This window comes from Paenibacillus xylanexedens (assembly GCF_007680605.1).
GTDB classification, from domain to species: domain Bacteria; phylum Bacillota; class Bacilli; order Paenibacillales; family Paenibacillaceae; genus Paenibacillus; species Paenibacillus xylanexedens_B.
This window is the reverse complement of record NZ_VEIO01000001.1, coordinates 2265543-2290300: the sequence shown is the minus strand read 5'-3', so window position 1 is coordinate 2290300 and position 24758 is coordinate 2265543. Positions and strand designations below refer to the sequence as shown.

The 24758-nt window shown below is 46.4% G+C and carries 17 protein-coding genes; all 17 read left to right on the top strand.

Features of this window, described 5'->3' with window-relative positions; all coding sequences use genetic code 11:
- The first annotated feature begins 63 nt into the window (after positions 1–63).
- Positions 64–762 (top strand): endonuclease III, encoded by a 699-nt coding sequence (gene nth / locus FS818_RS10065; protein ID WP_090917090.1) that lies wholly within the window; start codon positions 64–66, stop codon positions 760–762.
- A gap of 20 nt (positions 763–782) precedes the next feature.
- Positions 783–1055 carry an NAD/NADP transhydrogenase alpha subunit gene (locus tag FS818_RS10060; protein WP_090917088.1) on the top strand — a complete coding sequence of 91 codons (273 nt, stop codon included), beginning with the start codon at positions 783–785 and terminating at the stop codon, positions 1053–1055.
- Between the two features lie 322 nt (positions 1056–1377).
- The gene (locus tag FS818_RS10055; RefSeq protein ID WP_260989823.1) at positions 1378–5169 is read left to right on the top strand and encodes a dynamin family protein; all 3792 of its coding nucleotides are present in this window, start codon (positions 1378–1380) and stop codon (positions 5167–5169) included.
- Positions 5170–5545: 376 nt separating this feature from the next.
- Positions 5546–7318, top strand: coding sequence for an ABC transporter ATP-binding protein (locus tag FS818_RS10050; protein WP_090917085.1), 1773 nt, complete (start codon positions 5546–5548; stop codon positions 7316–7318).
- Positions 7315–9165, top strand: a complete 1851-nt coding sequence (locus tag FS818_RS10045) for an ABC transporter ATP-binding protein (RefSeq protein ID WP_145331685.1) — start codon at positions 7315–7317, stop codon at positions 9163–9165. The genes FS818_RS10050 and FS818_RS10045 overlap by 4 nt, the downstream gene beginning before the upstream one ends.
- Positions 9166–9419: 254 nt before the next feature.
- Entirely contained in the window at positions 9420–11081 is a 1662-nt protein-coding gene (locus FS818_RS10040; protein ID WP_145331684.1) for an AraC family transcriptional regulator, read from the top strand.
- Between the two features lie 131 nt (positions 11082–11212).
- A complete protein-coding gene (locus FS818_RS10035; protein ID WP_260989822.1) occupies positions 11213–12214 on the top strand; it encodes an ABC transporter substrate-binding protein in 1002 nt (333 codons plus the stop codon).
- 71 nt (positions 12215–12285) lie between these two features.
- Positions 12286–13323, top strand: coding sequence for an NAD(P)/FAD-dependent oxidoreductase (locus FS818_RS10030; RefSeq protein ID WP_145331683.1), 1038 nt, complete (start codon positions 12286–12288; stop codon positions 13321–13323).
- Positions 13324–13560: 237 nt separating this feature from the next.
- Positions 13561–14748, top strand: coding sequence for a formate-dependent phosphoribosylglycinamide formyltransferase (purT, locus tag FS818_RS10025; RefSeq protein ID WP_145331682.1), 1188 nt, complete (start codon positions 13561–13563; stop codon positions 14746–14748).
- Positions 14738–15196 carry a GNAT family N-acetyltransferase gene (locus FS818_RS10020; RefSeq protein WP_145331681.1) on the top strand — a complete coding sequence of 153 codons (459 nt, stop codon included), beginning with the start codon at positions 14738–14740 and terminating at the stop codon, positions 15194–15196. Before purT ends, FS818_RS10020 begins: the two co-directional genes overlap by 11 nt.
- A 294-nt stretch (positions 15197–15490) precedes the next feature.
- Entirely contained in the window at positions 15491–16219 is a 729-nt protein-coding gene (locus tag FS818_RS10015) for a CAP domain-containing protein (RefSeq protein WP_260984578.1), read from the top strand.
- A gap of 240 nt (positions 16220–16459) precedes the next feature.
- A complete protein-coding gene (locus tag FS818_RS10010; protein WP_145331679.1) occupies positions 16460–17335 on the top strand; it encodes a GDSL-type esterase/lipase family protein in 876 nt (291 codons plus the stop codon).
- Positions 17336–18301: an ABC transporter ATP-binding protein gene (locus FS818_RS10005; protein ID WP_145331678.1), complete on the top strand. Its 966-nt coding sequence runs from the start codon at positions 17336–17338 to the stop codon at positions 18299–18301.
- Positions 18294–19283: an ABC transporter permease gene (locus FS818_RS10000; protein ID WP_145331677.1), complete on the top strand. Its 990-nt coding sequence runs from the start codon at positions 18294–18296 to the stop codon at positions 19281–19283. The genes FS818_RS10005 and FS818_RS10000 overlap by 8 nt, the downstream gene beginning before the upstream one ends.
- Before the next feature lie 76 nt (positions 19284–19359).
- Positions 19360–21339 carry a DNA topoisomerase IV subunit B gene (gene parE / locus FS818_RS09995; RefSeq protein ID WP_145331676.1) on the top strand — a complete coding sequence of 660 codons (1980 nt, stop codon included), beginning with the start codon at positions 19360–19362 and terminating at the stop codon, positions 21337–21339.
- 12 nt (positions 21340–21351) lie between these two features.
- Positions 21352–23814, top strand: a complete 2463-nt coding sequence (gene gyrA, locus FS818_RS09990; RefSeq protein ID WP_145331675.1) for a DNA gyrase subunit A — start codon at positions 21352–21354, stop codon at positions 23812–23814.
- 226 nt (positions 23815–24040) lie between these two features.
- Positions 24041–24487, top strand: a complete 447-nt coding sequence (locus FS818_RS09985; protein WP_145331674.1) for a MarR family winged helix-turn-helix transcriptional regulator — start codon at positions 24041–24043, stop codon at positions 24485–24487.
- Positions 24488–24758: the final 271 nt, after the last annotated feature.

Below are 24758 nucleotides of genomic sequence, written 5' to 3'. Positions count from 1 at the left end.
ACTTGGCTGAAGCTTGAAGTAAGGCTCTACAGTGTGGAGCAGACTTGTGGGAGGTACCCCTTCATGAATGCAGCGACGGTAAGACATATACTCGAAACCATGGAAGCCATGTTTCCTGATGCACATTGCGAATTAAATCACAGCAATGCATTTGAACTAACGGTAGCGGTCCTTTTATCTGCACAGTGCACAGACGAAACGGTGAACAAGGTCACTGCAGATTTGTTTCAAAAGTACAAAAGCCCGGCCGATTATCTGATGGTTCCTCTTGAAGAGCTGGAGCAGGATATTCGCCGAATTGGATTGTACCGAAACAAGGCCAAGCATATCCAGAACATGTGCCGAATTTTAATAGAGCAGTATGGCGGCGATGTACCGCAGGAACATGATCAGCTTGTTACCCTGCCAGGTGTCGGACGTAAAACCGCGAATGTTGTCGTTTCAAATGCGTTCGGAGTACCCGCGATCGCTGTAGATACTCATGTTGAACGTGTGTCGAAGAGACTGGGGCTCGCGGGTTGGGATGACTCCGTACTTGAAGTCGAGAAGAAACTGATGAAGCGCGTACCTCGGGATGAGTGGACTATAACTCATCACCGGTTTATATTTTTTGGACGCTACCATTGCAAGGCTCAAACTCCCCAATGCCATATCTGTCCGTTACTGGACATATGCAGGGAAGGGAAAAAACGTATGAAAACGTCCCAGATCAGGAAAGATAAGGAACGTGTCACCACCCGAAAACGAAAATTAAATTCATAAGCAGAAAAGGATGAATAACGATGAAATGCATTTCCGTGTACACTGACAATTTTGAAGCCTTCTCCGATATTTTTGAACAAATCGTAGAACAGGAAATGGCGGAGAATGAAGAAAAAGAAGTTGAAGGCATCACAGTGAGTCACTCTGGTGACGTGCCTGAGCATTATTTGGAACGTATGTCTACAAAGCCTGAGGTTGTGGTAATGAGAGACAAAGGGCGTGGCATTACCATTTTGCAACATGGTCAAGTGTTTGAAATCCTGTTGCCTACAATGGAAAACGCAGTATCTTAAGTTTTCGTTAACCTATGATCAGGAACCTGGTTGCATTGACATTGCCGAGAGGCGATCGGTAGTGTAAGCTGTCAGGCATGTCATGCAGCCAGTTACTTGATGATAAACGTCCCTGATTAGTGGGCGAGTTAAAAGCGTGACCTGAATAAAACCGACATGTCGGTTTTATTTTTTTATAGATACATAGTAACGGATTAACGCACCAAACAATGTATGCGTAAACGTGGAGATCAGAAGGATGAATGGACGCAAAGGAAGTTTTGACATGATCACGAGACAAATCATCTCAAATTGAACTTATATTGATCTGGAATCCATCTACATGCAGATTCAAGTGAAATCGTTCAAATTCAAACATGATGATGTTAAACTATATGAAGATAAATCAGAGATTGACGTCGAAACGGATGTCAAATTAGAGGAGCCAGGAGGAAGGCCAGTCATGTCCAGAACAGATTACCCAGCAGAAATGGCCACACCTTTGTTACCGCTACGTGAAGCAATGAAGCAGTCAGGGGACCATACCGCTGTAGAGGCATTAACGGATTTAATCAGCAAGGCTGAAACGAAACATCTAACGATTGCGTTCTGTGGACATTTCTCGGCAGGCAAGTCGAGTTTGATCAACAGCTTGTGTGGCAAGCGAGTACTGCCATCAAGTCCAGTGCCAACCAGTGCCAATGTCGTCGCGATACGCAACGGCAAGCCGAGAGCACTTATTTATACTACACCAAACGTAAGCGCTGACAATAAAGCAGGAACATTGGAAGTTTCACCAGAGGAGCTGGAGACGTATTGTAAAAATGGAGGGGCGTACAGTTCCATAGAAGTATGGGATCATATTCCGCTACTACAGGACGATGCTGTATTGCTGGACACGCCAGGTGTGGATTCGACGGATCGCGGACATAGCCTGGCTACGCATTCGGCACTACATCTGGCTGATGTTGTGTTCTATGTGATGGATTACAATCACGTTCAGTCGGAGACCAATCTTTCTTTTGCCAAAAGTTTGTCCGACTGGGGGAAGCCACTATTTTTGATTGTGAATCAGATCGACAAACATCGGGAGCGGGAGCTTTCGTTTGATCAATATGTGGATGGGGTAGAGGCAATTTTTGCCGCATGGGAAGTCCGTTATGACGGTCTGTTATTCACTTCCTTGCGTGACCAGCAGCATCGATATAATCAATGGAGTCAATTACCGGAACTGATTACAGAGCTGATGACCAAGAAAGAAGAGCTGATCTCTCACAGTTTAGCCAGTTCAGCCAGCCATATCACGGAGCAACATCTGAGACGGGAAGCCGGGAAGAGAGAAGATGAAGAAACTGCACTGCTTGAAGAAGTAGGAGGACAAGAAGGTATCGAACGTTTGGAGCGTGAGATTGCTCTACTAGACGAACAAGTCGCAGAGCTTCGAGCCAAACCTTCGCAAGTCCGTGAGAAATTCAGGGCAGAGGTGGATTCCTTGCTTGCTAACGCTAACCTTACCCCAGCGGATATCCGGACTTCGGCTGGCCATTATCTGGAGAGCCGCAAGCCGGGATTCCGGGTAGGTCTGCTCTTCTCAGGAGGCAAAACGGAACAGGAGAAACAGCGCCGGGCTTCGGAACTGGTGAGACTGCTTCTGGATCAGACCTCCAGTCAAGTGGAGGTTCATATTCGGACGATGCTCAGACAGCTAGGGGAAGCTTATCAAGTGTGGGATGCCACGTGGGAGCAGGCGCTTAACGCGGAGTTGCCTGAAATTAATGAAGAATTGCTTGAACTGAAACGAAGTGCGAGTGCGGAACTGTCGCCCGAGTATGTCATGCAATTCAGCAAAGATGTCCGGGGCGAGATTGAGGCCCGGTACCGCAAGTCGGCCATGCTGCTGGCCGACCGCATCCTGGAGGCGCTGGCTGCGCAGGGTCAAGCCGCGCTCCAGGCGCTGGACGCCAGCCGCGCAGCGCTGCTGGCGCAATCCGCGGCGGCGGCGCGCTACACGGCGCTCCAGCGCGCCGCCGCCGAAGAGGCAGCAGGGCTGCGCAGCCTGCTGCCTCCTGCGGGCCCCCTCCCCTCCGGGCTATTGCCGGAGGTGAAGGGCAAGCACGTGCCCGCGCCTGAACCGGGCGAAGCTCCCGGTTCGCAGGCGGGCACGTCCGCGTCTGTGGCGGTGCAGCCACAGACGCAGGCCCCTGCGCCGCCGCGCGTAGCAGCGGCGCAGGGCGCACCGGCGGCGGCTGGCGCGGAACGCCGCCGGCGCCTGGACGCAGCAGCGGCACGGCTGGAAGCCGCTGCTGCGCTGGTGGAGCCGTACCCCGCCATGGGGTCGGCGGTACGGGATTTGCGTGCACGCGCGGCTTCGCTTGCGGGCGGCACGTTCACACTCGCGCTGTTCGGTGCGTTCAGCGCGGGCAAATCCTCCTTCGCCAACGCATTGCTGGGCGAAGCGGTCCTCCCGGTATCGCCGCATCCAACGACAGCGGCGATTAACCGCATTATGGCTCCGGCCGGCGGCATGGAGCATGGTACTGCCCGGGTCCGCATGAAGACCCGGGAGGCTTTCCAGGAGGACCTTGCCTACTCCTTCAGACTGCTTGGTCTCGGAGAGCCGGGCACGGAATGGCAAAAGCGGGTGCAATCACTCACGCCTCAGGATGTGCACCCAGCAGGGCGTCCGCATTACAGCTTCTTGCAGGCCGCTGCGGCTGGCTGGGAGGAAACAGCGGATCAACTTGGGCAAGATGTGCTGGTGGACTTGAACGGATATCGCCATTTTGTAGCCAATGAGAAGAAATCCTGTTTTGTCGATTCCATTGATCTGTATTACAGCTGTGACGTGACGGAACAGGGCATAGTGCTTGTGGATACACCTGGAGCGGATTCAGTCAATGCCCGGCATACAGGCGTAACGTTTAATTATATGAAAAATGCAGATGCCTTGATTTTTGTCACCTACTATAATCACGCCTTCTCCCAGGGAGACCGGCAGTTCCTGAATCAACTTGGGCGAGTGAAAGACAGCTCCGCGATGGATCAGATGTTCTTTGTCGTCAATGCGAGTGATTTATCTTCCTCGGAAGAAGAATTGGAACAGGTGCTCGATCATGTAGGGACAGAACTGCGGAAAAACGGGATTCGTTCACCACGTCTTTTCCCGGTATCCAGCATGCTTGCGATGGAAGGTAAAATGGATGGGAACGTTGAGCGATTGCAACAATCGGGCTTTATGCGTTTCGAAGAAGAGTTTAATCAATTTGCAGGCAAGGAACTGGCTGATCTCGCAGTTGGCGGAGCCGCCGAAGAGATGGCACGTGTCATTCAGCGGTTAAAGCAACGCGCAGCCGATGCGGCGCAGGGGGAAGAAACACTGCGTCAGCGGCGGGATGAACTGGGCACAATCTCGGAGCAGTCACGTCAGCGGATCGAGCGATTAGCACAGCGGTCAATGAAGGATGAACTGTCACAGGAAACGAATGAATTGCTTTTCCATGTCAGACAGCGTTTAGCCTTCCGACTGGGTCAGTTTATGGCAGAAGCGTTTCATCCATCCGTATTACGTGAAGATCAAGGCAATTTGAAAACGGCTTTCGCGGCTTGCGGTCGTGAGCTGTTGCGTATGATCGGCATTGAGCTGGAGCAGGAATTACTTGCCACAACACTACGATTGGAGCAGACGGGTCATGCTTGGGTTGGCAAGCAAGTAACTGAATGTATTAATGAAGTGAAAGAGCTGACAGGCGGCATCGACTTGTCCTTAACCCTGGATGAAAAGTGGAGTACACCTGTGCTGGAGGAAATCCGCCTAGAAGAGCCCTCGGGCTGGAAAAACTACTGGAGTTACTTCCGGAATCCGAAGCAGTTCTTTGAAGGGGATGGACGTCAGCGCCTTCAGGAGGCACTTGAGCCTGTTCTCAAACAGATGATGATTGAAGTGCTTCCGGCTTCAGAACAAAAGCTGGTGCAATTTTATGATACACAGGTTCATCAATCGGTACAGCATCACTCTCGTCAGCTCACCGAACGGCTGGAAGAAGCCGTCACGGGCATACAGGATACCCTTGCAAGTGGAATCCAGGCTGAGCAATGGGTAGCCTTGTCCGAACAGCTTGAACAAATGCAGGAATAGATGGTCGTGGAGGTTGCATCACCGTGTGAAACTTCTCACCGGTTGCACAAGGCTGGTTGACTATTTATGCAAAAATTTTGGAAACGTTTGTAAAATAATTGAATTCTTCCATAACCCAGTGAAAATGTTGCAAAAAAACGTCAAAAAAGGCTCCTGCCGCAAAGGCATATAGGGAGCCTTTTTTTGGCATGAACAACCTGAAATATAGAGAATATTCAAACATTTGATTGAAAGTCGGCTATTGGCATCCGTTAATGCGATAATTAGCTGAAAGCCGCCTGAATATGGTCTATTATTCGCTTTGCCGCGATTGAGGGACGGTGATAAACTTCATAAATGTTCATATCATTTCAAGCTACATTAGAGGAGGAGACACATGGATGTTCTCAGGCAACTGCAAACCTATTTTTGGGAGAAGCGAACGTATTTATTGGTATCGATCTTGTTTCTCGCCTTAGCGACCGCACTTGGATTAGTCTATCCGAACCTGCTTCGAATTTTGATCGATGACGTTATTGTGCCGCGCAATTTTGAAGACGTTCCCATGCTTGCCCTGACGGTGTTAGGTGTTGTTATTTTAAAAGCAGGCATGCAATTTTTACACGGTTTCTTTGGCGGACGTCTAGGCAATTATTTGGCGTATCGGTTACGTAATGCCTGTTATGAAAAACTTCAATTTTTATCCTTCCGTTATTATGATACGGCCAAAACAGGTGATCTGATGTCCCGCCTCACGGGAGATTTGGAGGCCATCCGTAACTTTATCGGATTTGGTTTCGCCCAGATTCTTAACATGGTTCTAATGGTCGTATTCGGCGCAATTATGATGATGACGATGAGTTGGAAGTTAACACTGCTGACACTCGTCTGCATTCCTCTGCTTGCCTTCGTTGCGCTTCGATTCGAATCCAGAATTCATCCGGCATTTCAGGAAATGCGATTGGCATTAAGCTCGCTGACTACAGCGGTGCAAGAAAACATTACAGGTGTGAGAACGGTTAAATCGTTTGCACGTGAGCCTTATGAAGTGGAGAAGTTCTCCACACGAAATGAACGCTACAAAACGAATCAGATCCATGCTGCCACGTTGTGGAGCCGCTATTTTCCGATTATGGAGATCCTGGCTTCGGTGAGTGTTGTACTACTGCTTGTGATCGGTGGCAGAATGGTTATCCAGCAAACGCTGACCTTGGGTCAACTTGTTGCCTTCTTCAGTTTGATCTGGTACATAATTGGTCCGATGTGGGGCCTCGGCTTTCACATTAACAACTATACACAGTCCAAAGCTTCAGGTGAACGGGTCCTAGAGCTGCTGAACACCCCTGTGGACGTGCAAGAGACCGAAGACCCGGTTATTGTGGAGACAGATCAGGTGAAAGGTCATGTGACCTTTGAATCGGTAACGTTTGCTTATGGTAACAAAATGCCTGCTGTAACCGATATTAATTTTGATGCTCCGCCTGGTTCTGTAATCGGTTTCCTCGGAGGAACAGGGTCAGGGAAATCGACGATTATCCAGCTTCTGATGCGTGCCTATAACGTGAACTCCGGTTCGATCAAGCTCGATGGCAGAAATATTAAAGATATGGGCATTCGCAGCTTGCGAAGTCAGATTGCTTCGGTGTTCCAGGAGACATTCCTGTTCTCCTCCAGCATACGTAACAACATCTCCTACGGCTTGAAAAATGTGACGATGGAAGAGATTATCCGCGCCGCCAAGCTGGCCAAGGCTCATGACTTTATCATGGAGTTTCCCGAAGGATATGATACGGTCGTCGGTGAACGCGGTATGGGACTTTCCGGAGGACAAAAGCAACGGATTGCCATTGCACGGGCTTTGCTGAAAAATCCGAAGATTCTTGTCCTTGATGATGCCACAAGTGCCGTGGATATGGAAACGGAACATGAGATTCAATCGGGCTTCCAGGAGGTTATGCGCGGCAGAACGACATTTATCATTGCCCACCGGATCTCTTCGCTGCGGCATGCAGATGAAATATTAGTGCTGGACGAAGGACGCGTGGTGCAACGCGGCAAACATACGGAACTTATTCAAGTACCTGGACCGTACCAGGATGTCTATAACATTCAATATGCAGACTACATTGCCCGCGGGAAGCGGGAGGCTGGGGAGCAGGTGAACTCATGAGCGCCGAAACGATAACAGACAGGCGAGAGGTTAAGGAAACCTCGAATAAAAAAATGAATGAACGATTTGTCTATCAGGACGATGAAGTGATCGAAAAACCGTTTAACTGGCAAGAGTTTGCACGATTGTTTGCTTACATGAAGCCTTATGCGAGGCAACTCCTGCCGTTTGTGATTCTGATGATGATTCTCGGAACGATTACGAAATTAGCCGTACCTTTTCTAATCAGTCTTGCAATCGATAGAGCTATTGCACCACAGACCGGAGTACCTAGCATGACGTTGCTGTATATTATTGCAGGTTCGATCTTGCTATTGTATCTCATCCAGTGGGCAGCTAACACATACCGTATTAAACTGACCAATATTATTGGGCAACGGGTGATTTACGATCTTCGCTCAGACTTGTTCAAACATATTCAGAAGCTGTCCTTTAACTTTTTTGACAAAAGACCGGCAGGTTCAGTGCTTGTGCGTGTAACGAATGATATCAATTCTTTACAGGATCTGTTCACGAATGGTGCGGTCAACGTCATGATCGACTGCGTGCAGCTGCTTGGTATCATCGTCATTCTCCTGTTGATTAACTGGAAACTCGGTCTTGCTGTAATCATTACGGTGCCGATTATGTTCATTATATCTACAAAATTGCGGGTGCTGATTCGCCGGGCGTGGCAGGATGTGCGTATGAAGAACTCTCGGATTAATTCTCACTTGAATGAATCCATTCAAGGCATCCGGGTAACGCAGGCGTACACTCAAGAAAAAGAAAATATGAAATATTTCGACAACATGAATATGTCCAGCAAAAAGTCCTGGGACAAAGCATCTGCAATGAACCAGGGGTTTGGTCCTTTAATTGAGATTACAGGCGGTTTCGGAACGTTAATTCTGTTCTGGTACGGCGCATATCTCATTCAAAGTGAAATGTTGACCGTAGGTTTGCTCGTCGCTTTCGCCAACTATGTCGGAAACTTCTGGGACCCGATCAACCGTCTGGGACAGATGTACAATCAGTTGCTGGTTGCCATGGCATCCTCTGAACGAATCTTTGAGTTCATGGATGAAAAGCCGAATATTGCCGATAAACCGGGTGCAAAGCCGCTCCCTTCTATTAAAGGAGATATCGTATTCGATCATGTTGTATTTGAGTACGAAAAGGGAAGACAGGCGCTGAAAGGTATCAGCTTCTCGGCGGCGGCCGGGCAATCGATTGCACTTGTCGGTCATACAGGTTCTGGTAAAAGTACCATTATCAATCTGATCAGCCGTTTCTATGACATCACGGGAGGGCGCCTGACCATCGATGGACATGACGTGCGTGATGTGACGGTGGAAAGCCTGCGCAGTCAGATCAGCATTGTGCTACAGGATACATTTATTTTCTCAGGTACCATCCGCGACAATATCCGTTTTGGACGGCTGGATGCGACGAACGAAGAGGTGGAAGAAGCAGCGAAAGCCGTTAACGCGCACGAGTTCATCATGAAGCTTCCGGGTGGATATGATACTGAAGTGGAAGAGAGAGGTAATGTGTTGTCGATGGGACAACGGCAATTGTTATCTTTTGCCCGGGCACTACTCGCTGATCCGCGCATCTTGATTCTGGATGAAGCTACAGCCAGCATTGATACGGAAACGGAGTTGAAAATTCAGGAAGCCCTCAAAGTATTACTTCAGGGGCGAACGTCCTTTATGGTGGCTCACCGTCTTTCCACCATTCGTAATGCGGATCACATCATTGTATTGGATCACGGAGAGATCAAGGAAGAGGGCAACCATGAACAGCTTATCCATAAACAAGGAGTATACAATGGTCTGATTGAAGCGCAGTATCGGTTTTTATAGAAACAAAACTTTATAACGAGTGATATATGTTAATAGACACTCCAGCTCATTTGTTCTTTGTATTTTTCATCAGGCAGTTTTGATGGAAAGCATGGAGCATAGGCGTTGGGGTGTTTTTTTATGTTAAATTCTAGCCAGGCCTAGGTTGATCCGTTCTCAAATGAATCGTTTTTATTGTTCAAAAATGAATAACGAAATTATGTTATATTTTAAATAATTAATTGAAGCACAATAGAGTGTTCTGGAGGGGAATTATGCAGATTAAAGCCACCGATGAGGCTAATTTATATACATCTTTTGATCAGCTGGATCTGTTGCATTTCAAGTTGGTTGAATTGGAGTCAGCAGTTACAAGTCATTCTGAATCAAACTGGCGTCTCGGAAAACACTTTCTGGATCGTTATCTGTTACTTTTTATTACGGATGGTGAAGGATGGCTTACTGTGGACGGTCAGTATATTGAACTCAGAAGCGGATCAATATACATAGGTCTGCCTGGACAACTGATCGAAGCAGAGCTTCGGGGGAAAGAAGAAGGAGGACTCTATCAGATCAGATTTAATGTTTTTTTAGGCGAACAGTCAAACTCAAACGTGGCATCCGCTTTAGGGATGATGAAGCAAGTGTGTACGCAGACAAGAGACCGTGTGATCCAGTGTAGCTCACCGGTTGCCATGAGTTTGTTATGTCAGGAAATCGAGCAACTGATTCGTGGGGAAAACAGGCTGCAGCATTTTTTAAGTCAGATTCGTTTTCAGGAGCTACTGTATAGGATTTTTAATGATATGGTTCAAGTACGGTCCCTACAACCGGCATTGCCTATTGAACAAGTTAGACATTATATCGAACAGCAGTATATGAAGAAAATAACGATACGGGATTTGGCTGAAGTTGCACGAATGAGTTCTCGTCATTTCATGCGGTTGTTTAAGAAAATGTATGGCTGTAGCGCAATGGATTATTTGACAATATACCGGATCAAACAGGCTCAGATCATGATGAGGAATGATCACAGTCCAAGATTGAAAGAAATTGCGGCTTGTGTAGGGTTTCAAGACGAGATGTACTTTCGGCGAAAATTCAAGCAAATCACAGGTCTCCCGCCAGCAGCTTTTATACAAAATAGCAAGCAGCGTATTGCTGCGGTTCACTCGCTTGGCATTGGAACATTGCTGGCTCTCCAGATTATTCCTGCCGCTGCTCAAGCGAGTCATCCTTGGACGGCGTACTACAGACGAAAATATGAAACGGATAAGGTAATACCTCTGATCGATAATGAGCATGGCTGTTTGCAACAATTAGAAGCGATTCGTCCTGATTATATTGTCGCTGTTCGTGAGGAAATGTCCGAGAGTATGATGCAGCATTTAAGTTCAATCGCGCCTGTTTGTGTGCTAAGTCAGTCGGAAGGAGATTGGCGGGATCATCTGAGAACGGTAGCTGCATTTATGAATCGGCTTGAGGCGGCTGAGGTGTGGCTCGAAAGATATGAACAAAAGGCAGCTGTGATTAGATCACAGCTATCGAAGCAGGTGCGTCAAGACCGGCTAATCGTGCTTCGTGTGCATGGTTCGGAAGTACAGGTTATGAATCCGCAAACCATCGCTTCGGTGTTCTATAACGATATGCAGTTAATGGCGCCAGAGGGTATGGAGTATATTTGGCATAATCCGCATTTTAATATCTGTGCTCTAGCGGAATTAACCATAGACAGGGCATTGCTTATTGTAAGTGAAGACGAAGAATCAAGACAGACTTGGGCATCAATTCAACAGTCAGAGGTATGGAAGGCGACAAAAGCGGCACAAAATGACTGCATCGATATGTTGATCCCAAGTGTTTTGCTGGATTATACGGCCTTTACCCATGAATTGATGCTGGATGAAGTGTTAAAGTTGTGGCGATATCGTCCATAAGATAAAGTCGGAATCGTCAATATCTTGGAACGCCGTTATTTAATATACTACTCCTATGTCTAATTGATAATGATAATTATTATTGATTGGTGCTTATCATATCTTTTCATATATTAGGAGGTACATAAGAAGTGAAGTCAAAATTGTGGGTTATTACAGGTGTCATGTTAATGGTGTTATTACTGGGGGCATGTGGGCAGACTACTGGCCCAGATACGTCTGCTTCTGGAGAGAGCGAAAAAAGCTCATCCAGCACCGCAACGAATACAACGAATGACAAAGGTGAAGTGAAAGTCGTTCAGACCGAGATGGGCGAAATCACGATTCCCAAGTCTCCTAAGCGTGTGGTTGGGTTATCTGTTGTATATCCAGAGCTGTTATATTCACTCGGTATTGTTCCGGTAGCTGTTCAAAATTATCATGAGGACTTCCCTAAGTATTTGCAGGAGCCTTTCAAAAATACGATGAAGATGGGGATTGCGAAAACACCCAATTTTGAAGCGATCCTGGAGGCGAATCCGGACTTGATCATAGCACCTGCATGGTGGTCGAAGAAGGATTATGATCAGCTGTCAAGTATTGCGCCGACAGTGCTTCTGCCAGAGCGTGAAGAATGGCCTGAAGAACTACAGGATATCGCTGCGGTATTTGGCAAGGAAACAGAGGCCAAGCAGGTTTTGGAAGATCTCAAGCAACATGAAAAAGAAGGAGCAGACAAGCTGCACAGCCTCATCGGTGATGAAACGGTGTTATATGCGCGAGTGATGGAGAAAGAGATTGTTTTGAATGGTCCCAATCTTTCTCGGGGTGCTTTTGTCCACAAACGGTTGGGTTTAAAACCTGTAAGCAATTTTCCAAAAGATGAAACCGGACTGTCCATTTCGATGGAAGTATTGCCAGAATACGATGCTGATCACCTGATTATCCAGCTTGATGATGAGGAAAATCCGGAAATTCAGAAGAAATATAAAGACATGATGAGTACATCCATTTGGAAAAACCTGAAGGCTGTTAAAAACAATCATGTATATCTCGTAGGCGGCAAAGAGTGGTTCAATCTTGGAATGGCACCGATGTCAGATAATTATGCAATCGATGATCTTGTTGCTGCTTTTGAAGAGAAAAACAAATAAACATTCAGGTATGGCTTTGGAGACCGCATGATTAATTTGAGCGTTGAACATTAGATAGGAAGTGTTTAGACATGCATGATCAGGATATTTTTGATGTAACGATTATTGGCGGTGGTCCAGCAGGAATGTATGCGGCTTTTTATGCAGGCATGCGTGAAATGAAAGTGAAGCTGATTGAAGGAAAGGATCAGTTAGGTGGCTTTTTACACACGTATTCCGATAAAACGATATGGGATGTGGGCGGACTACCACCAATGAAATGTGCCAAGCTGATCGACTGGCTTGTTCAGCAAGCGGGTACTTTCGAGCCGAAGCTGGTGTTCGGCCAGAGTGTTGATGCATTAACCCGGCAGGACGATGGAGTAATTGCACTACACACGCTTACGGGTGAGGTGCATTATACGAGGAGTGTTATTGTTGCTATTGGCCGGGGCATCGCTGAGGTGCAGAAGCTGGAGCTGGACAGTGCACATCATTATGAACGGAGTAACTTGCATTATACGGTACAGAATCTGAACTATTTTGCTGGGAAAAAAGTATTGATCTCGGGCGGTGGCAATAGCGCCGTGGATTGGGCACTTGAACTTGCAGACTTGGCTGACACGGTTACCGTAGTTCATAGACAGGATGCTTTTCGTGCATTGGAGCATAATGTGAAACAGATGAAAAGCCGGACGAAGGTACTCACACCCTTTAAAATTGATCGCTTGTACGGCAATGGAGAATGTATACACCAAGTTGCCATATCCAATGTGGATACAGGTGAGAACATAGATCTTGAAGTCGATGAGATCATCATAAACCATGGTTATACGAGTCAAGCAAGCAATCTTGCCCGTTGCGGTCTGGTTATGGATGAAGGCATGATTACCATGAACCAACGGGGTGAAACCAATTTACCAGGTATTTTTACAGCAGGAGACTGCGCGATACGGGAAGGCAAAGTGCGTTTGATTGCGGGAGCTTTTAATGATGCGATTGTTGCGGTCAACAGTGCCAAAACTTACGTTGAACCAACCGCGGCTGGGATGGCCTACGTTTCATCCCATAATGAACTGTTTCGTGAGAAAAATCGTGATTTGGAGAAAAGTGACTCATTACAAGGATGAATTATGTAACAGGAAAAATTAGGTTGTATGTTTCTTTAATTTTATATCCTTAAAAATGGGAGGAATGGAAAGAGTATCGAATCCGGGAATGTAATTTGTAAAATTTGATCGAAAAAACGCAAAAAATCTTGTAAAATTCACAAGAAAAATAGGGAGTACTCTTGCAATCTTTAACCAAAACCCCGAAAATAGAGAGACAGATATAGAAGATTTCTCTTTGGGAGGATTGGAAAGAACATGTGGGGTGCTCCTTTTTCGGCTCAAGCCAAAAAAATGCTGCTGCTAGGCAGCGGAGAATTGGGTAAAGAGGTCGTGATTGAGGCTGCACGTCTCGGTGTGGAAACGATCGCTGTTGATCGTTATGAGAACGCACCGGCCATGCAGGTCGCACATCGATCTTACTGCATCGACATGTTAGATGGCGAGGCATTGAAACAATTGATCCGTAAGGAACAACCGCATTACATCGTACCTGAGATTGAAGCCATTGCTACTGAGGCATTGCTGGAACTTGAGGAAGAAGGCTTTTGTGTCGTGCCAACGGCCCGAGCCGCTCGTTTGACTATGGATCGCGAAGGCATTCGTCGTCTGGCGGCCGAACAATTGAATCTCCCTACAGCCGCTTATCTCTTTGCGGATAGTTTAGAACAGTTGCAAGAGGCTGTTCGTGAGCTAGGTACACCTTGTGTTATCAAACCATTGATGAGTTCATCTGGTAAAGGCCAGAGTGTATGCCGCATACCGGATGACGCAGCAAACTGCTGGGACATTGCTCTTTCGGGAGCGAGAGGCAAGTCTGTTCGTGTTATCGTGGAAAGCTTTGTGAAGTTTGAAAGTGAAATTACGCTACTCACCGTCAGATCGGCATCAGGCACTGTATTTTGTCCGCCGATCGGTCATATTCAAAAAGACGGGGATTATGTCGAATCATGGCAACCTCATGCGATGACATCGGAGCAATGGAAGCAGGCATGTCACATCGCAAAGACAGTTACGGATGAGCTCGGCGGGTACGGCCTCTTTGGCGTTGAACTCTTTCTCACAGCTGATGGAGTGGTATTTAGTGAAATATCACCTCGTCCACATGATACAGGTATGGTCACGATGGTTACACAGGATAATTCAGAGTTCGCGCTTCACGTGCGTGCTATCCTTGGATTTCCCGTCACAGAAGTACATTTGCTGACACCAGGAGCCTCAGCCACGCTGAAGGCCGATGTCGAAACATCTGATTTCACCATAGGTGGAATTGAAGATGCACTTGCATTACCTCGTACTCAGGTTCGTGTGTTTGGCAAACCTGAAACGAAACAAGGACGCCGAATGGCTGTAGCCCTTAGTGCTGGAACAGATGTGGAAGAAGCTCGTAAAACAGCGGTTCAAGCCGCAAATATGCTGAAAGTGGAGGTAAATCATGTCCAATAATGTGGAGGCCCCTGTACTGATGATCCGAGAGTGTGAACTGCGAGATGCTGAAGCGGTGACAGGATTGATGCGAGAGGTCAGCTATCCGACAACAACCAATGTAATGAAAGAACGCATTGAAGGTTTGGAAAGCAATCCGAACGCGTGCATGCTCGTTGCCGAAGTGGATGAACAGATTATTGGTGTGATTGGCTTGCAATGTGTTCAAAGCCATGCCTATCCTGAACCTGCTGCCCAGATTACTTCCTTAATCGTAGGTCAGGAGCATCGTGGTAGCGGAATTGGCCGCCGTCTCATGGCTCGTGCCGAAGACTGGGGCAAACAGCAAGGTGGTAAGCAATTGTTTGTCACTGGAGCGAATCGGGAAGTCACTTCAACGACATATTCCTTCTATGAGCACATTGGCTTCCAGAAAAAAGGCTATCGTTTCAGTAAAGTTCTTTTATAATAGATGAACCGGCATTCAGCAAGTGTGAGCTTGACTGAGTGCCTTTTTTTATAAGGTGTGTACATCAAATCAATAGATTCAAAAGATCCTCAAGAAGCTCCGTTTTTTTAAACTAATAAGGCCGAGGGTGTAGCCTACTTATATAAACTGTCCAAGATAGCTTTGAAACAATCAATAATGACAAAAAAGTCATTTTTCCAGTATTTACGGGTTCACAATCTCTTAATGGATTGATATACTCCTAGAGTAGACATTACAAAGTTGTAATAATTAATTCTAAGGAGATGAATGAATTTGAAGAAGAACTGGATGAAAAAAGTTGTGACTGGCAGTCTGACAGCTGCACTCGCCGTAGGGATTATGCTTCCTGCCTCCGCGTCTGCTGCAGATTCAACATATAAAGCAACGACGGTTACAACGTATAAAGTGGTTAATGCGGATAGCTTGAAAGCTTATATTGAGCAATGGCTGAAGCAGAACGGTTACAAAGTCTCGGAAGGTCAAACAGCTGAGCAACCAACATCAGAGCCTGTAACCAAGCCTGAACAACCAAGCACACCTGCTAAGCCGGTACAAGAAGAGAAACCAGCTACGACTACACCAGCCAAAGATCCTTCAAGCACAGGTAATAACGGTGGTACACAAAGCACACAATCCGATTTTGCTACACAAGTGGTGAAACTCGTGAACGCTGAACGTGCCAAAGCAGGTCTGGGTGCACTGGCATCCGACGCTCTTCTGGACAAGGTCGCTATGGCAAAAGTTAAAGATATGAGCAACAACAACTATTTTGATCACCAGTCTCCAACGTACGGTTCGCCGTTTGATATGATGAAACAATTCGGAGTAACGTACAGCTACGCTGGTGAAAATATCGCCAAAGGTCAAAAAACACCTCAGGAAGTTGTAACAGCCTGGATGAACAGTGCGGGTCACCGTGCAAACATCCTGAGCAAAAACTTTACGCAAATCGGTGTAGGCTACTATAACGGATATTGGGCTCAAGAGTTTATCGGTAAATAAGAGTTGGAAATGAATAATATATAACTTATTTTATAATTAAAAAAGTCATATGCGCACATGGCCGAAAAGCTGTGTGTGCTATGGCTTTTTTCCATTTTTTGAGTTGAGAAATGCTCCGCTTTCCGAATATAGCGGCAAAATTTGCAAATTAACGACAGAAGACTTATGTTATTTAGAATAAGCAATATCTTGATGTGAAAGCCATTATAAATTATTTGTATCCGACTGGAGATGTGATGGATGAAAAAGAACAAAAATCTTGATTCAGCGCCTTGGATCTGGAGAAGTGTAAGCACGATATCCATTGTAGCAACACTGCTATTGATATTTGGATTTGCTTACGCCATAAAAGATGTTATTTTTCCGCAAGGGGATTCGACGCTAAATGAGGGGCAGAAAACTGCCACGCCAGCTCAAGATGCTCAAAACGGCGGTAATAAAGGGATTGTAGAAGACGGGAAAATCCGAATGGCCGTCATTGGCGATTCCCTTGCAAGAGGCACAGGAGATGATGAAGGACTCGGATTTGTTAGACGGGCGGCTAATCTGCTCAAAGATGAGGGTAACGATGTACAGGTGCTTAACAATCTGGGTGTAAACGGTCTCCGAACAGATGCGCTGTTAAAAAAGCTGGATGAACAAGGGGTTCAGTATGTCTTGCAACAATCCAACTTTATTTTACTTTCCATCGGTGCGAATGACCTGTTTCAAGGTGGACAGGTTCTTCAAGGTGAAGACCCGCCAACGGCTGAGAAACTGGCTGCAGCCTTGCCAGAAACATCCAAACGTCTACAGGAAATTTTGAAGAAAGTGAAAGAAATCAATCCGAATGCTCAGATTGCATACATCGGATTATATAATCCGTTTGGTAATGTGAAGGAACTGGAGAAGCCGGGCAACGCTGTTGTTGCAGCCTGGAATGACGCGGCGATGTCCATTTTGAATAATGAAGATAACATGACCCTTGTGCCAACCTTTGATCTGTTTGAGAACCATCTGGACGAATATCTTTCCTCTGATCACTTCCATCCGAATGGACAAGGTTATCAGCAGATGGCCGTTCGCATTGCACAGGAATATAAAGGGAATAAACCGGCAGAAGGGAGCGCGAAATAAATGGCAGAGAAACAGTATGATTCCGTCTTGTCCGTACAACACTTGAAGAAAAGAATTGGACGGAAATGGATTATTAAAGACGTCACTTTTGATGTCAAACCTGGTGAAATTTTCGGTTTTTTGGGGCCGAATGGTGCGGGGAAAACCACAACGATTCGTATGCTGGTTGATCTGATTAAACCTACAGAAGGAAAAATTTCGGTCTGTGGTTACGACGTGAATCGTGATCCCGAACGAGCGCTCAAATATGTTGGCTCCATTGTTGAAAATCCTGAGGTATATACATATTTGACCGGGTGGGAGAACCTGGAGCACTTTGCCCGGATGCAACCAGGCGTCGATCATGACCGCATTCAGGAAGTGGTCAATATTGTGCGTCTGGATCAACGTATTCATGATAAAGTTAGAACCTATTCACTGGGTATGCGACAGCGGCTCGGAATTGCTCAGGCATTACTTGGAAGACCGCGGTTACTGATTCTGGATGAACCAACGAATGGACTTGATCCCAAAGGGATTAAGGAGTTACGTGAATTTATCAAGCAGCTTGCCAGTGAGGGAATGGCCGTGTTCGTCAGCAGTCACTTGTTGAGTGAAATTCAACTTCTCTGTGATCGGGTAGCCATCATCAGTGCCGGCCGTGTGCTCGCAGTTGGTGGTGTGAATGAACTGATCGAAGACCATTCCAAGGTGGCGATATGGCATCTTACACCTTTTGATGCAGGCCGTCAGATGTTACTTGATAAGGGGATTACGCTGGTTAACCGCCCCGGTGATGTCATGGATGATACGATTGTTGCAGGGCTCGGCGCGAATGCTGTTGTTGCCGAGATGCATGAAGAACGGATACCGGAGCTGGTACAGCAAATGGTTGAGGCAGGGATTCAGGTTGAGGGCGTACAACGGATTCAGCCTACACTTGAACAACTATTCTTAAAAATGACAGAAGGTGAATCCATTGAATAATATCATGCCGCTCATTCGTAATGAGACCATTAAAATGGTCAAGAAGAAACGCCTTTATATTATTTTTATCGTTCTGGCCATCCTTGTTCCGATGTTCACGTATGCACAGATGAAATCGGCTCAAAATAATCAAGACAAGTTCGGTGGTGACTGGAGGCTTGAATTACAGCAGGCTATTACCGATAATCAGAACTCGCTAGGCAGTGATCGGGTTCCCGAGGAATATAAAAAGTACAGAACCGTCTATATCCAGCAGATGCAATACTACCTGGAAAATAACATTAATCCGAAAGAACCGGGCGGTGTGACGTTTACAAGGGAGTTTATGAACAATGCCGTTGGATTGTTTATCCCGCTTCTGATTATGGCCATTGCTTCAGACCTGGTGTCAGGAGAACGGACGACAGGCACGATCAAAATGTTGCTGACTCGCCCCGTTAGACGGTGGAAAGTGCTTTTAAGCAAACTGATCACATTGATCATGTTTGTTTCAATCATCGTCGTTTCTGCTTATGTGATCTGTTACGGGATATCCGGGGCCGTTTTTGGTTACAAAGGTTTTGGCATGCCTGTATTCACGGGATTCAAAGTGGTTGGCACCGAAGTGGATATGTCTGCCGTACATGCGGTAAGTCAATGGCAGTACATGCTGATGCAAGCAGGTTTGATCTGGTTTGTGAGTATCATCGTGGCGATGCTGGCCTTTATGGTATCCGTTCTTGTTCGCAGTACAGCGGCAAGTATCGTAATCATGATGGCAGCGCTGATTGCTGGAACGATTCTAACCAACATGGCGGCTTCGTGGGAAACAGCGAAGTATTTGTTTATGGTGAACCTGGAACTGCCTGATTATTTGTCCGGCGGATTGCCACCAATTGAAGGCATGAATCTCGGATTTTCCCTTATTGTGCTTAGTGTTTGGGGCGCTGCATCACTCATTGTATCATTCCTTGTCTTTACGAAACGGGATATCTTGAATTAAAATGGACAAGGATAAGAAAACATCTGTTTGCATTTCAGGCATTTTTGTAGTTTCAAGTTAAGAAGGGGGAGCATGAATGGTCGAGCAAATCGATATGTCGGCAGGTTCGACAGGCGGAGGACAGGGCGCCTCGGGCTACGACGCGGACGACATTCAAGTACTTGAAGGACTGGTAGCGGTTCGGAAACGGCCGGGGATGTACATCGGCAGCACCAGTACTTCAGGTCTACATCATTTGGTATGGGAGATCGTAGACAACGCTGTCGATGAGCACCTAGCCAAATTCTGCTCCAAAATCGATATCACGCTGCATAAGGACGGTTCTATTACGGTTCAGGATAACGGAAGGGGAATTCCGACAGGTATACATAAAACAGGGATTCCCACTCCCCAGGTCGTGTTTACGATTTTGCACGCAGGCGGTAAGTTCGGTGGATCAGGATATAAAAAATCAGGTGGTCTGCACGGTGTAGGGGCTTCGGTCACTAACGCATTGTCAGAGTGGCTTGAAGTCGAAATCTTCCGTGATGGCAAGATCCATCGTCAACGTTTCGAATATTGGCAGGACAAAAAAGGCGTCGAACATGTAGGGGAACCCGTAACCGGTCTTGAAGTATTGGGTAATACCAATCGCACAGGCACCAAAGTTACGTTTAAACCGGATATTCGCGTTTTTCACAATGGAATTCAGTTGAACTATGATACGCTGGCAGAACGCCTTCAGGAGATTGCTTTTCTGAACTCGGGTCTGAAAATTGTGCTGAAGGACGAACGTTCAGGCAACCAGGATGAATTCATGTACGAGGGCGGCGCGAGCCAGTTTGTCGAGTTTTTGAACGAAAATAAAGACGTACTTCATGACGTTATACACTTCTATGCCGATAAGGACGATATCGAGGTAGAAGTGGCAATCCAGTATAATGCGGGTTATACAGAAACGCTTGCTTCCTTTGTCAATTCGATCCCGACCCGTGGTGGTGGAACGCATGAGACTGGATTCAGGGCAGCATACACCCGTGTAATGAACGACTACGCTCGGCGTACCAGCATGATCAAGGAAAAAGATAAAAATCTGGAAGGCAATGATCTTCGAGAAGGCATGATGGCGGTAATTAGCGTCAAAATGTCTGAAGTGGAATTTGTCGGCCAGACGAAAGATCAGCTCGGAAGTGCTACTGCTCGAAGTGCTGTTGATTCGGTGGTTTCCGAAAACATCCAACGTTTTCTGGAAGAGAACCCGCAGGTTGCACAGACCTTGATTCGCAAAGCAGTGCAGGCGTCCAAAGCGAGAGAAGCCGCGCGGAAAGCCCGTGACGAGATGCGTACAGGGAAAAAGCGCAGTGAAAGTTCTAATTTGAATGGCAAGCTCACGCCAGCTCAATCCAAGGATTTTACGCGCAATGAATTGTTTATCGTGGAAGGTGACTCTGCAGGCGGTTCAGCCAAGCAAGGTCGGGATTCCAAAATACAGGCGATTCTGCCGTTAAAGGGCAAACCGTTGAATCCGGAAAAATCGAAGCTGGCGGATATTCTGAAAAATGAAGAGTATCGTGCAATTACAGCAGCAATAGGCGCAGGAATCGGAACGGAGTTTGCCGTAGAGGACAGCAATTATTCCAAAATCATTATCATGACGGATGCAGATACGGATGGCGCACATATTCAGGTGTTGCTGCTTACGTTCTTTTACCGTTACATGAAACCGTTAATTGATGCAGGGAAAGTATATATTGCGCAGCCGCCTTTATATAAACTCACTCGTAAATCCGGCAAGATGGCAACGGTAAGATATGCCTGGACGGACGAAGAACTTGCGAATTATATGAAAGAGTTCGGAAATAATGTCGAGTTGCAGCGTTATAAAGGACTTGGTGAGATGAACCCGGATCAACTGTGGGAAACAACGATGAACCCGGAGACACGTGCTATGCTAAAAGTGGAGATCGTGGATGCAGCCAAAGCAGAGCGTCGTGTATCTACACTGATGGGTGACAAGGTTGATCCGCGCAAACGCTGGATTGTAGAGAATGTCGACTTTACAGAGTACGAAGAATAGAAGGTGCTTGGAATGAGTCTATCAGAACAATTTATGCCGGCCTTTCTTGAAGAGGTCGTTGGTGACCGTTTTGGTCGCTACTCTAAATATATTATTCAGGATCGAGCCATTCCCGATGTGCGGGATGGATTGAAGCCAGTACAGCGGCGTATTCTTTACGCCATGTACGACTCGGGCAATACACCGGAGAAGCCATATCGTAAGTCTGCCAAAACGGTAGGAGACGTTATGGGTAATTATCACCCTCATGGTGATTCCTCGATCTATGAAGGTATGGTGCGGATGGCACAGCCATGGAAAATGGGCCATATGCTTGTGGACGGACACGGCAACTGGGGCTCACAAGATGATGATCCCGCTGCAGCTATGCGTTATACAGAGGCTCGTTTGTCACCCATTGCGATGGAGATGCTTCGTGATATTGAGAAGCGCACCGTGTTGTTTAAAGATAACTTTGATAATACAGCCAAGGAACCGGTTGTGTTGCCTTCCCGTTATCCCAATCTTCTCGTAAATGGGGTAAGCGGAATCTCTTCCGGTTTTGCAACCGAGATTCCACCGCATAATTTGCGCGAAACGATTGATGCTTGTATTGCTGTTATGGAGAAACCATCGATTGAACTGGACGAAATCATGATGTTCATCAAGGGACCTGATTTTCCAACAGGCGGCTTAATTATGGGCGGCGACGGTATCCTGGATGCATATCGTACAGGTAAAGGACGAATCTACATACGTTCCAAAACCGAGATCGAAAATATGCGCGGCGGCAAGCAGCAGATCGTTATTACGGAGATTCCTTATCAGGTGGTCAAATCCCGTCTTGTGACGGCGATGGAAAATATCCGCCTGGAGAAAAAGGTTGAAGGTATCGCAGAAGTTCGGGATGAAAGTGGACGCGAAGGATTACGGATTGTTGTTGAGCTGAAAAAAGATGCAGATGCACAAGGGATTTTGGCTTATTTGCTAAAAAAAACCGACCTGCAAGTCACATACAATTTCAATATGGTCGCCATTGTAAACAAAGCGCCGCAACAACTTGGTTTAAAAGCAATTCTGGAAGCTTATATTGCTCACCAACGCGAAGTAGTAACTTTCCGAACCAAGTATGAGCTGGAGAAAGCGGAAGACCGTGCTCATGTCCTGGAGGGGTTGGTGAAAGCCCTTAACATTTTGGATGAAGTCATCGCAGCGATTAAAGCTTCGAAAAATCGTCAGGATGCTCAAAACAATCTGATCTGGATGTTTGGGTTCACGGAACGTCAAGCGGATTCTATTCTCACCTTGCAGTTGTATCGTTTGACGAATCTGGAGATTAATTCGTTGCAAAAAGAGCTGGATGATCTCATGAAGAAAATTTCACAGCTACGCTCGATTCTCGATAGTGATCGCAAGCTGATCGAGGTCATTCGCAAAGAACTCCTGGAGATCAAAGAGAAGTACGGAATTGAGCGCCGCTCCGCCATTCAGGGTGAAGTAGAGGAACTCAAGGTTAATCTCGAAGTATTGGTCAACGCAGAAGATGTATTTGTGACATTGTCCAAAGAAGGATATGTCAAACGTTCGAGCATGCAGTCCTTTACACGTTCTGGCGGTGAGCGAAGTGCCAGCGGTGTGAAAGAAGGAGATTATATCTCCCAGGTGCTTGAAGTAAATACGTTGGAGAATCTGCTTGTCTTCACACAAAAAGGGCAATATTTCCTCCTGCCTGTGCATCAGGTGCCGGAGTTTAAGTGGAAAGATCCGGGTACCGCCATCGTCAATGTGATTCCACTGGCGAAGGATGATCGGATCACCAGTGTACTGGCGATCAAATCGTTCGAGGAACCAGATCACAGTCTGGTATTTGTAACCCGAAAGGGACAGGTCAAACGAACTGAACTTAAGGAGTACGTTACAAAGCGTTCCGGTGCCGTAGCGGCATGCAAGGTTGCTAAGGATGATGAAGTGCTGTCCGTACATCTAAGTACGGGCGGGAAAGACATTATGCTTCTTACCAAAGAAGCGATGGCGATTCGTTTCCGTGAAGATGAAGTGAATCCGATGGGACGTGTCTCTGGTGGTGTTCGCGGTATTCAATTAAAAGATACGGATGAAGTAGTCTCTGTGCTGTGGGTAGAGGGAGATGAGGGAGAGGTAGCTGTATTAAGTGACCTCGGTTATGGTAAACGATCCTTGCTCCTGGACTATGCCCCGCAGAGCCGTGGTGGTAAAGGCGTGGTTACCTTTGAATTCAAGGAAGGTAAACGCGTTAAACCAAACGGTAGCCGTATTGCAGGTGCATTCTACTGTAAAGAACAACGTCAGTTGACGGTGATGACCAAAGAGGGACAAGCCCATACGATCTCATCCGAAAGCGTTCCGCTTACAGAACGTAAACATATCGGTAAATTACTGGTTTCTGTGGACAAACAGGACGAAATCACCGAGCTGATTCAGGATTTTAATGAGAATCAACCGGGGACAACCTCCTAAAAAAGATAAAAGACTCTTTACTGGCAGTGCTGATTCTGTCGGGTGAAGAGTCTTTTTTTGTTGTTCTTGGGCGGATGTGAAGTGCATCATCAAGCGAAGTTTAACAACCTTCGTCGATTACAGTCGATCGCTGGGAAATTGAAAAAATGCAGCAGGAATGCGGCTTTTAAGGGCGAAAACTTAAGCTAATGAAATGATTATCCGTTGCCAGGAGGAGTGATGTTCGATGTATAATTCCGATTTCGCTAAATGCTGGTCCAGATTAACCAAAGATTATAAATTGCATATGGATCAGGAATTAGCCCCCTCGTTAACAGAGGCACAGCTTGCCGTACTGGAGGTGCTTGAAGATCATGAAAAAATGAAACCGTCTGATCTGATTCCATTTCTTGCGACAACACCTGCTGCCGTAACGATGTTATTGGATCGTATGGAGAAAAACGGCCTCATATGCAGAGTTCGTGATGATCAGGACAGACGGATTGTATGGGTTTCATTATCCGATAAGGGCAGAATGGAAACCAAGCGCGGTATTAAGATCCGCAATGAATTTATGAATTCCGTACTGAGCAACATCTCGATGCACAATCAACAATTGCTTGTATATCTGCTTGGGAAAATGACTGCACCCAAAACGAACGTGCAAGAGCCGGCCTTAACAAGTTCAGGTTAAACGAGCAAACTCTGATCGTGAATTGAGTGTAGTAAATAATCTGATGATGTTGAAAAACAAAACGAATGATTCAATAATCATAAATAAGCATACTTCTGCTCATTAGGGGCAGAAGTATGCTTTTGTCTTGTTATTTTGTCTTGTTATTTGACAGGGCAGTTTTCTTATGTAGAGCCAATAGGACTGAAACTCCATTCGGTATTGCGTATGGTGTAAAAAGAACACACATTGACAACTGAATCAATATATCGTAATATTACAATATAACGTT

Bases quoted from the DNA above. Each gene is read 5' to 3' on its own strand.
- FS818_RS10010 (WP_145331679.1), top strand. From the start codon at position 16,460: ATGAAAAAGAACAAAAATCTTGATTCAGCGCCTTGGATCTGGAGAAGT.
- nth (WP_090917090.1), top strand. From the start codon at position 64: ATGAATGCAGCGACGGTAAGACATATACTCGAAACCATGGAAGCCATG.
- FS818_RS10005 (WP_145331678.1), top strand. From the start codon at position 17,336: ATGGCAGAGAAACAGTATGATTCCGTCTTGTCCGTACAACACTTGAAG.
- FS818_RS10050 (WP_090917085.1), top strand. From the start codon at position 5,546: ATGGATGTTCTCAGGCAACTGCAAACCTATTTTTGGGAGAAGCGAACG.
- parE (WP_145331676.1), top strand. From the start codon at position 19,360: ATGGTCGAGCAAATCGATATGTCGGCAGGTTCGACAGGCGGAGGACAG.
- gyrA (WP_145331675.1), top strand. From the start codon at position 21,352: ATGAGTCTATCAGAACAATTTATGCCGGCCTTTCTTGAAGAGGTCGTT.
- FS818_RS10045 (WP_145331685.1), top strand. From the start codon at position 7,315: ATGAGCGCCGAAACGATAACAGACAGGCGAGAGGTTAAGGAAACCTCG.
- FS818_RS10020 (WP_145331681.1), top strand. From the start codon at position 14,738: ATGTCCAATAATGTGGAGGCCCCTGTACTGATGATCCGAGAGTGTGAA.
- purT (WP_145331682.1), top strand. From the start codon at position 13,561: ATGTGGGGTGCTCCTTTTTCGGCTCAAGCCAAAAAAATGCTGCTGCTA.
- FS818_RS09985 (WP_145331674.1), top strand. From the start codon at position 24,041: ATGTATAATTCCGATTTCGCTAAATGCTGGTCCAGATTAACCAAAGAT.
- FS818_RS10030 (WP_145331683.1), top strand. From the start codon at position 12,286: ATGCATGATCAGGATATTTTTGATGTAACGATTATTGGCGGTGGTCCA.
- FS818_RS10040 (WP_145331684.1), top strand. From the start codon at position 9,420: ATGCAGATTAAAGCCACCGATGAGGCTAATTTATATACATCTTTTGAT.
- FS818_RS10055 (WP_260989823.1), top strand. From the start codon at position 1,378: ATGCAGATTCAAGTGAAATCGTTCAAATTCAAACATGATGATGTTAAA.
- FS818_RS10060 (WP_090917088.1), top strand. From the start codon at position 783: ATGAAATGCATTTCCGTGTACACTGACAATTTTGAAGCCTTCTCCGAT.